This window comes from Acetatifactor muris (assembly GCF_024623325.1).
GTDB classification, from domain to species: domain Bacteria; phylum Bacillota; class Clostridia; order Lachnospirales; family Lachnospiraceae; genus Acetatifactor; species Acetatifactor muris.
The window spans coordinates 1-8,032 of sequence record NZ_JANJZD010000069.1 but is presented as its reverse complement, the minus strand read 5'-3'; the positions used below and the strand labels follow the sequence as shown (position 1 = coordinate 8,032).

Genomic DNA, 8,032 nt, shown 5'->3' with positions numbered 1-8,032 from the left:
ATGACCTCCCTTTTTTTGTTATAAAGGAATCATACACCAAAAATAAAATCCAAACCTTTTCAGACGGTATTTGTTGCGGTTTACGTCTTTTTTCTGAAAGGTTTGGATTTTATTTAAGTTTGGATAACTAAGGAAATCCAAATGTTTGGATTTCATCCGCCATTCATATGCCACGTTGCTTAAAAACGAGGGCGTAAATTTAGAGGATGTATCTGTTATGTTAAATCATTCTGGAACTGATGTCACGAAAAAATTCTACATAAAAACGGATACTTCAAAAGTTCGTAAAATCAAGGATTCTATCAACATTTAACCAATAAATCTCCAATTTCAAGTAGACATTTCAAAGGCAATATATTTGAATATATTGCGATACGCGGCACTATAAAGACTTATATGCGAATATGTTATTGACAACACTTGCGAATTGATATAAGATAATGAGTATAGAAAAGACATTACGACATTTGAAAGGCACTACCGCAGAGCAAGCGGTTAGTCCCAAGTTAATTGAATTATAATAAAGAACGATTATAACCGCTTAGTTGGGGAACTGGGGCGGTTATTTTCGTTTACCGATTGTATAGAACAAACCGGCGACTGCTGCAAGCATAATGACAAACTGAATAAGTGTATCAATAGACATAACTGCAATCCCCTCCTTTACTTTAACATTTCTTCCAGAGAAGATTTATCTATGTAAACAGAGGGTATCAGTCCCTCTGAGAGAAGGACTAACCGCCTACCACTTTAGGTAGCACCCAAGTATATTCTACATAATATTCCATATATTGTCAAATAATTTTAATCCTGAATAGACGTTAAGCGACGAGTTCCAATAGAATTTTCTATATGGGCAACACAGTAAACATGAGAAATGGAATGGTTTAGACTTTACATTAAAATACTACAGCAGAATAATGACGATTATTCAAAACTGGACATTAAAAAGTTCCTCAGCAGCTAGTTAGTGCTTTATGCTGTGTATCACATATATTGCTTTTTTGTGTTGGTTGTCTGATAAACAATTAGCAACAGGGAATATCATCCTGTCAATATATTGTGATATTAGGAGAGTCATCAGTACTCTCCTATTTTTATGGATGTGTGAGCGGAATTGGCATCGTGGCGGACTAATTATTGATATTAAGGATCAAGAATAATATTGCCAAATAGATTATATAAAATACCAAAAGAAGAATTACAAGAAACGCTAGATAAAGCAACGGGATATATTAATGCATTAAAACTATTAGGAATTGGAGGAAATTCCAGTAAGAAAGCCTTAGAAAAATTAATTAAAAAATATAATTTATCTATAGAAAAATTAGAAAAGAACCGATTAGAAGCAATTAATAAAGGCAGAAGAACAAATTGTATCCCACTTAATGAAATTCTTGTTGAAAATTCTTCTTATGAAAATATGTCAAGATTAAAAATACGATTAATATCAGAAAAAGTAAAAGAAAATAAATGTGAAGAATGTGGTATAACTGAATGGAATAATAAACCATTAACATTACAAATTCATCATATAAATGGTATACATAATGACCATAGAATTAATAATTTAAAATTACTTTGTCCAAATTGCCATTTGCAAACAGAAAATTACGCAGGTGCAAATAATAAATAATCCGTGGCTTCGGCATTCCTGGTTCGAGTCCAAGGATATCCACTATTTAGAAATCAATATATAAAGAAAGTTGGTGAAACTGAACGAATGGCAAGTAGATTATCTATTGAAGAAGAACGTCTAAAAGTTGGGCAAGTGCGAACTATAAAATCCAACAACGGAAAGAAAATTGATTCTATTACTCTTCTATTAAGTAACAATGTTAAAGTTTTATTTGTCCCCAAAAATAATGGCACCTTAGAATTTACAATTTCAGATCCTAATATTGATATGTCAAATTTGGATTGTACAATTAGTGAAGAAGTATTGTATGATCTCACAATTCAGATAAAAAATGCGTACAACCAAGTAGTTTTAAATGAAAGAGAGGAAAAAGAAACATGAAATTAAAAGTAAATAAAACTATTGAAAACAATATTATTACTGTTGATATTAGTGTTGCAGAACTTGGCACGGCGACATCTACGGAAATTGAGGAAGCACAGGTATTAACAGATTTCCCTAGAAGCGTCAGGTTTAGCGATATTACATTTAAAGAAAATATGAAAATTGATGATACCACTGGCGATCCAGTTGTTACATCTGATCCAGTTGACAGTACAAACGTTGAAGAAGTGCAGATTGAGAATCTTATCAATAAGGAATACGCAATCAATCAGGATATGAATATTGTAATGACTTTCGATGTAACAAAGATTCCTTCCAGTGCACTTAATAATGTGTTTGACACAGTAGAAAAGTTAGGTAAGGCATATGCAGAACTGTTTTCTGTAAAGGTAAAAGAAGAAATTGGTAAGAAACTGACTGAACTAAGAAGTCTCAATACAAAATTTGAAGGTGAAACAGAGGTTGTTCTGTAATGGGAGGTATATAAATGGCTTATTCTGTACTTATTAGAGATAAAAAAGACAAGACAATTTATAGATTTCTTCAAGTAAAAGAAGAGACAATGGAAGAAATTTCTAAAGAGGTGGAAGATCCAGACACTCATGAAGTACGTACTGAAACGGAATTAGTTGGTACTGGAAAATTCCAAACTGTTTCATATAAAGAATCTGACAAAGAAAAATTTGAAGAAAAATGTATAGACCTCTTGAATACATATAACAGAACCGAAATCGTTCCTGTGGCTTTAGAGGAATATGATGTAGACCTGTTGTGGAATTCTGATAATATGTAAATTTGTGGGGTAGTTACACTGCCCTCCTATTTCGTGTTTGTGACGCAATTGGTAGCGCAATCGGCTTTTAATCGATAAGTTGCAGGTTCAAGCCCTGTCAGACACACTAAAATTTTGTATAATTTATTATTTTAAACACATACTATCCATGAGGTGAAAATATGGATAAGAAAACGCAGGAACTAATTCAAGAACAAAAGAATCATGATAAATTTAACAGTATAACCCAAAAAGTCACGCCTGAAAATCAGAATCAAACGCATAATTCCAGAAAAGAAGGTATACAGCAAATCAATCAAAAAAGATAGAGTCGCCAGTTTTGACGACTCTTTTTGTGTTAATTTTTCTTTTTCTGATACATTTCATTAATGGATTCAGCAAAAATGGAGCGTGAATGTTTATCAGGATTATTATTGCGATTTTTCTTATCAATATAATAATCTTGTAATTCTCCCCAGTAATCATTATCCTTTAACCAAGTGATTTTAATTTCTAAATTTTTGAACCCTTTGCCTTGATATTCCCAAGTGTAATTGTTATTCTTTTTGTTGAATCTTATGTATTGCTGTCTTCCATCTCCACAGTTATGAACGATGGCAAAATCGCAGCTATGCAAAATTTGAGAAGTAATTGTATTTACTTTTTTAATTGTCAATGCTCTAGTTGAATCTTCACAGTGTTTATATCCATATTGGGAAGCCACTTGATCTATTGCGTTTTTTATTATATGTCGAATTTCCACAGGATTATAATTTTCATTATCATCATTGATTTCCAAATCAAAATCGAAATCAAAACCTATGTTAGATTTTCTGTCATAAGTAATCATATTCTTGCTGGAACTACCCACAGGTCTAAATTGAAGAGTAAAGTATGGTCTTACTATGTCTTGTACTTCGTGGATAATTTGGATTAATTCGTTTTTAACTGGTTGTGCTAATGCTTGAGTTACATATACAAAGTCGTGCATTCTGGTATCCTCCTGTGAGTTAAATATAAATCATTATAGGATAACACAGATTTATATTTTGTCAAGAGGCAAATTTAAAATAAGCATTTCATTGGGTAAAATTAATAAGATTGAAATGTCCTATGAAACATCACGATTTAAAATATGCAGACATGCAAAATTAAATTGTGAATAGATAAATTTTAAGTACATATAATATTAACACTAACTCTTTATCTTGAGTTTTCTATATATTTATGATATTCTAATAAAGAAGACTTGAGAGGAGAGTGGAAAAGTTGGTAAATAAGTTGGAAAAATTAAGACAAACAGCCGTATCTGAATTATTAACTAAATTAGAACATAAACTTGATGCTGATGTTTTTACTTATTATGGTGAAATTGTAAATGGGGTAGAAAGAAATGTCAAAGATATTATTGAAGCTTTAGCAAAAGACCCTAATAAACATCGGTCAATCTATGTATTTCTTACTACTCCTGGTGGAAGTCTTCCGCCAGTTCAAAGAATGGTTGATATTTTACGTCACTTTTATGAAGAAGTCAATTTTATCGTTCCAGATTATGCTTATAGTGCTGGCACCATTTGGTGTATGAGTGGAGATAATATTTATATGAATTATTATTCTTCTCTTGGGCCAATTGACCCACAGGTACAAAGCAGAGATGGAAAGTTGGTTGCCGCTTTAGGTTATCTCGATAAAATTAATGAACTTTTAGAAAAAGCTAAAAATAATGAATTAACACAAGCAGAATTTCTTATTTTGAAGGATTTCGATCTTGCAGAATTACGTTCATATGAACAAGCAAAAGAATTAGCAGTAGATGTGCTCAAAAAGTGGCTAACAAAATATAAATTCAAGCAGTGGACAACTCATTCATCAGATGGTACTCTTGTTACAATTGAAGAAAAAGAGGAAAAAGCACTTGAAATTGCTAATAAACTAAGTGATAATAATTTATGGAAGTCTCATGGTAGACCTATTGGAATTCAAGTTTTAAGAGAAGAATTGAAATTGGAAATAATAGATTTCGAAGATGATACTGAGTTAAATGAAATCATTTGTGAATATTACGATGGATTAACTGAGTATATAAACAGTCACAATTTTAGTTTCTTTTTTCAGACGAGGTTATTTATATGAGTATAGTAAAAACAATTAAACAGATACCAAATGATATAGTTACCGTAGACGAGAACTTTCAAAAATTAAGCAGTGCCCTTAAAGAATACCATCAATTAGTTAAAGAAGGTAAATTAATTCCAAGGCAAAATAATATACAAAATATTTATACTGTTTATTCCATTAATAGTAATGTTTCAATGTAAATGAATCCTAATTTAAACATGTAAAAAGGTAACGGCTTATGTCGCTACCTTTTATGTTTTAAAAGAATTGTTTTATTGGCAAATAAAAGAAACGGCTTATTTTACCATTCCCATCTTTAATATTTTAATAATCAGCACCATGTTCTCTATTATATTCATATTCCCGTTCAAGTTCATAACAATTAGCAGTTACTGCGTCAATCACATGATCTATTTCATTACGATCAAGCGAATGACCTCTTTCAATACTTACAGGATTTAACCATACTTGAGCAACACGACTGCCATTTCTGGTAATATGACAATGAGGAGCTTCTCTTCTACAATCATCTTTCTTTTGATCTACTTCAATTTGAAGATTCCAATTGATACGAATTTTACCCATAGTTATATCCTCCTTGTGATTATATTATATAGTATATATCGGATTTTAATTAGAAAATATTAGCAAAATAAATATATTTCCTTCATATATCGTCTAACAGTAAGACATTCGACTTCCATTCGAATAATAAGAGTCCGATTCTCTCTATGTGTTTTCAGACAGTCATCATGGCTGTCTTTTTTAATTGAACAAATAATTTTGAAATGAAAGGATGGTGCTTATGGCACAAGCAAAATCTAATAAGAAATGTAGAAATAAATAATAACGACTATGAGAGGATCATTTTGTGTTCATTGCACAAATAGTTGTATCTGAGTAGGAGCAAATCGGAGTAGCTACCGATTTGAATGTGGTTTAACCTAACCCGCCACTCTCCTGCTCTTTTAATATTGTTGGGTTGGTGAAAGGGTAAGGTAAAGAATATATGGCGAGATTAAAAACAAATGAAGAGTTTGTAGAAGAATTAAAGCAAAAGCAACCTCATATAACTCTATTAGCAAAATATGTGAATAATACTGTAAAATTACCATTCAAGTGTAATATTGATAATTTTGAATGGGACTCATTACCAACACAGACATTAAAATGTGGATGTAAAGTATGTAACGGAGCATGGAAAACGACAGAAACTTTTATTAAAGAAGCAAAGGAAAAGAATAAAAAAGTTAAAGTCATTGGTGAATATAAAGGAGCTTATAAAAAAATATTATGTAAATGTTTAATATGTGGCGAAGAATATTATACAACACCAACTTGTATACTGCAAGGAAATGGTCATAATGCATGTTCTATGAAAGAAAGTGGACTTAAACATAGACGCACACATGAAGATTTTTGTGATTTAATTAAAAAGAAATATGATAATGAATATACAGTATTAGGTCAATATACAAAGGCATCTAATAAAATTTTAATGAAGCATCATTGTGGTTATGAATGGGAAGTTGTCGCAGATTCAATTCTAACTGGTCATTCTGGATGTCCAAAATGTTCTGGTGTTTATAGAATGGACAATTATGAATATATAGAAAAGCTTAAAAATATAAATCCAACAATTGTTCCATTAGAAGAATTTAAAGGAATTGATAAGAAAATTTTACATAAGTGTACTGTTTGTAATCATGAATGGAAGGTAATACCAGCTTCTCTTGTTAATTATAAAAGAGGATGTCCAATATGTAAAGGCGGAACAAATACAGTTATTGTTGGATTAAATGATATGTGGACTACTAATCCAGAATTAGCAAAATTATTATCGAATTCAAACGATGGGTATAAATATATGCAAGGTAGTAATAGTAAAGTTTCTTGGAAGTGTCCCGATTGTGGTAAAATTTCAAAACCAATGGTAATTTCTAAGGTTAAAAGCAGAGGATTTTTCTGTAAGGCTTGTTCACAAACCAGATCTTTGCCAAATAGAATTATGTACAATTTATTATCTGATATGGATATAAAATTTCAGGATGAGTTGTCTTTTGAGTGGTGTCGTTTTAAATTAAATGGTAAAAATAGAAAAGGTATATATGATTTCTATTTTGAATTAAATGATAATAAATATATTGTTGAGATGGATGGATATTTTCATGCTAATAACAATACAATGAATGGACAAACCACAAAAACTTCACAGAAAATTGATTTTATTAAAGATAAATTGGCTGAAGAACACGGAATAAAAGTTATTAGAATAGAATGTATCCCAAGCACTACTGAGATTATAAAGAAAAATATATTAACAAGTGATCTTTACAAAATATTAGACTTAACAAAAGTTAATTGGAATAAATGTTTTTATAATTCTGCAAGCCCGATTATAAAAGATGTTTGTAAAGACTTTAACAATGGAATTTGTATTTCTGATTTAGAAAGAAATTATAATAAAGATTTTGGAACTATTCAAAAGTTTTTGCTATATGGGAATAAAATTGGACTATGTCATTATACTTGTGATGGCAATCGCAGAAAAATTGTTTGTTTAAACGACAGTAAGATATTTCAGAGCATTAGCAAAGCAAGTAAATTTTATAATATACCAGAATGTTCAATCCAAAAATGTTGTAGCCAGAATAAAGAAAACGTATATGCTGGTAGGAAATTAGAGAATGACTATCCAATTCCATATATTTTCAAATATTATGAAGATTATACTAAAATGTCTGATTTAGAAATATTACAATATATACAAAAAGCAACTTTTGAAAGACATAAAAATAATATTGTAATATGTACAACTACAAATACCATATTTCCAAATACTATATACGCTAAAGAATGGTGTGGGAGTTCTATAACAGGAAATTTATATAATCCAAGTTTGGTTTCATATTCTGGAAAGCATCCTATAACAAATGAAAAGTTGAAATGGCTAAAATATAATGATTATTTAAAAAGCACTGCTTCTTCGGAAGGTTCTTTCTGAACTTTGGGTATGAAAGCACCGCAATTAAGCCGTCAGATAAGTGTTCTGACGGCTTAATTTATATCAGATCCATAAGGGTAAAATCTTTAGTTTTGATCAGAAAAGCGAGCTTGCA

General features: G+C 30.6%; 10 protein-coding genes and 1 tRNA gene. 9 read left to right on the top strand and 2 right to left on the bottom strand.

From position 1 onward, the window contains the following. The first annotated feature begins 1,165 nt into the window (after window positions 1-1,165). The 6 genes from NSB25_RS28415 (at window position 1,166) to NSB25_RS28390 (ending at window position 3,124) form a co-directional block, all read left to right on the top strand. Window positions 1,166-1,636 carry an HNH endonuclease signature motif containing protein gene (locus NSB25_RS28415; protein WP_103242682.1) on the top strand — a complete coding sequence of 157 codons (471 nt, stop codon included), beginning with the start codon at window positions 1,166-1,168 and terminating at the stop codon, window positions 1,634-1,636. Window positions 1,637-1,723: 87 nt separating this feature from the next. Further along, window positions 1,724-2,020 carry a hypothetical protein gene (locus tag NSB25_RS28410; RefSeq protein ID WP_146040219.1) on the top strand — a complete coding sequence of 99 codons (297 nt, stop codon included), beginning with the start codon at window positions 1,724-1,726 and terminating at the stop codon, window positions 2,018-2,020. Next, window positions 2,017-2,496: a hypothetical protein gene (locus NSB25_RS28405; protein ID WP_103242684.1), complete on the top strand. Its 480-nt coding sequence runs from the start codon at window positions 2,017-2,019 to the stop codon at window positions 2,494-2,496. The genes NSB25_RS28410 and NSB25_RS28405 overlap by 4 nt, the downstream gene beginning before the upstream one ends. Window positions 2,497-2,510: 14 nt before the next feature. Beyond that, the gene (locus tag NSB25_RS28400; protein WP_103242685.1) at window positions 2,511-2,816 is read left to right on the top strand and encodes a hypothetical protein; all 306 of its coding nucleotides are present in this window, start codon (window positions 2,511-2,513) and stop codon (window positions 2,814-2,816) included. A gap of 33 nt (window positions 2,817-2,849) precedes the next feature. Continuing rightward, a tRNA-Lys gene (locus NSB25_RS28395) sits at window positions 2,850-2,922 on the top strand. Window positions 2,923-2,977: 55 nt separating this feature from the next. Next, complete coding sequence (locus tag NSB25_RS28390; protein WP_172455324.1) at window positions 2,978-3,124, top strand: hypothetical protein; 147 nt, start codon at window positions 2,978-2,980, stop codon at window positions 3,122-3,124. A gap of 29 nt (window positions 3,125-3,153) precedes the next feature. Here NSB25_RS28390 and NSB25_RS28385 read toward each other — a convergent pair whose 3' ends face one another. Further along, window positions 3,154-3,786, bottom strand: a complete 633-nt coding sequence (locus NSB25_RS28385) for a hypothetical protein (RefSeq protein WP_103242686.1) — start codon at window positions 3,784-3,786, stop codon at window positions 3,154-3,156. A 278-nt stretch (window positions 3,787-4,064) separates the two neighbouring features. Here NSB25_RS28385 and NSB25_RS28380 point away from each other — a divergent pair, with 278 nt between their 5' ends. Both NSB25_RS28380 and NSB25_RS28375 read left to right on the top strand, forming a co-directional pair. Next, entirely contained in the window at window positions 4,065-4,928 is an 864-nt protein-coding gene (locus NSB25_RS28380) for an SDH family Clp fold serine proteinase (RefSeq protein WP_103242689.1), read from the top strand. Further along, window positions 4,925-5,113: a hypothetical protein gene (locus NSB25_RS28375; protein WP_146040220.1), complete on the top strand. Its 189-nt coding sequence runs from the start codon at window positions 4,925-4,927 to the stop codon at window positions 5,111-5,113. Before NSB25_RS28380 ends, NSB25_RS28375 begins: the two co-directional genes overlap by 4 nt. A gap of 124 nt (window positions 5,114-5,237) precedes the next feature. Here the strand turns inward: NSB25_RS28375 and NSB25_RS28370 are convergent, their stop codons facing one another. After that, the gene (locus NSB25_RS28370; RefSeq protein WP_103242687.1) at window positions 5,238-5,498 is read right to left on the bottom strand and encodes a DUF4160 domain-containing protein; all 261 of its coding nucleotides are present in this window, start codon (window positions 5,496-5,498) and stop codon (window positions 5,238-5,240) included. 424 nt (window positions 5,499-5,922) lie between these two features. Here NSB25_RS28370 and NSB25_RS28365 point away from each other — a divergent pair, with 424 nt between their 5' ends. Beyond that, window positions 5,923-7,917 (top strand): zinc-ribbon domain-containing protein, encoded by a 1,995-nt coding sequence (locus tag NSB25_RS28365; RefSeq protein ID WP_103242688.1) that lies wholly within the window; start codon window positions 5,923-5,925, stop codon window positions 7,915-7,917. Window positions 7,918-8,032 lie beyond the last annotated feature (115 nt).

Coding starts and splice junctions, on each gene's coding strand:
- NSB25_RS28410 (WP_146040219.1), top strand. CDS start 1,724: ATGGCAAGTAGATTATCTATTGAAGAAGAACGTCTAAAAGTTGGGCAA.
- NSB25_RS28405 (WP_103242684.1), top strand. CDS start 2,017: ATGAAATTAAAAGTAAATAAAACTATTGAAAACAATATTATTACTGTT.
- NSB25_RS28400 (WP_103242685.1), top strand. CDS start 2,511: ATGGCTTATTCTGTACTTATTAGAGATAAAAAAGACAAGACAATTTAT.
- NSB25_RS28390 (WP_172455324.1), top strand. CDS start 2,978: ATGGATAAGAAAACGCAGGAACTAATTCAAGAACAAAAGAATCATGAT.
- NSB25_RS28385 (WP_103242686.1), bottom strand. CDS start 3,786: ATGCACGACTTTGTATATGTAACTCAAGCATTAGCACAACCAGTTAAA.
- NSB25_RS28375 (WP_146040220.1), top strand. CDS start 4,925: ATGAGTATAGTAAAAACAATTAAACAGATACCAAATGATATAGTTACC.
- NSB25_RS28370 (WP_103242687.1), bottom strand. CDS start 5,498: ATGGGTAAAATTCGTATCAATTGGAATCTTCAAATTGAAGTAGATCAA.
- NSB25_RS28365 (WP_103242688.1), top strand. CDS start 5,923: ATGGCGAGATTAAAAACAAATGAAGAGTTTGTAGAAGAATTAAAGCAA.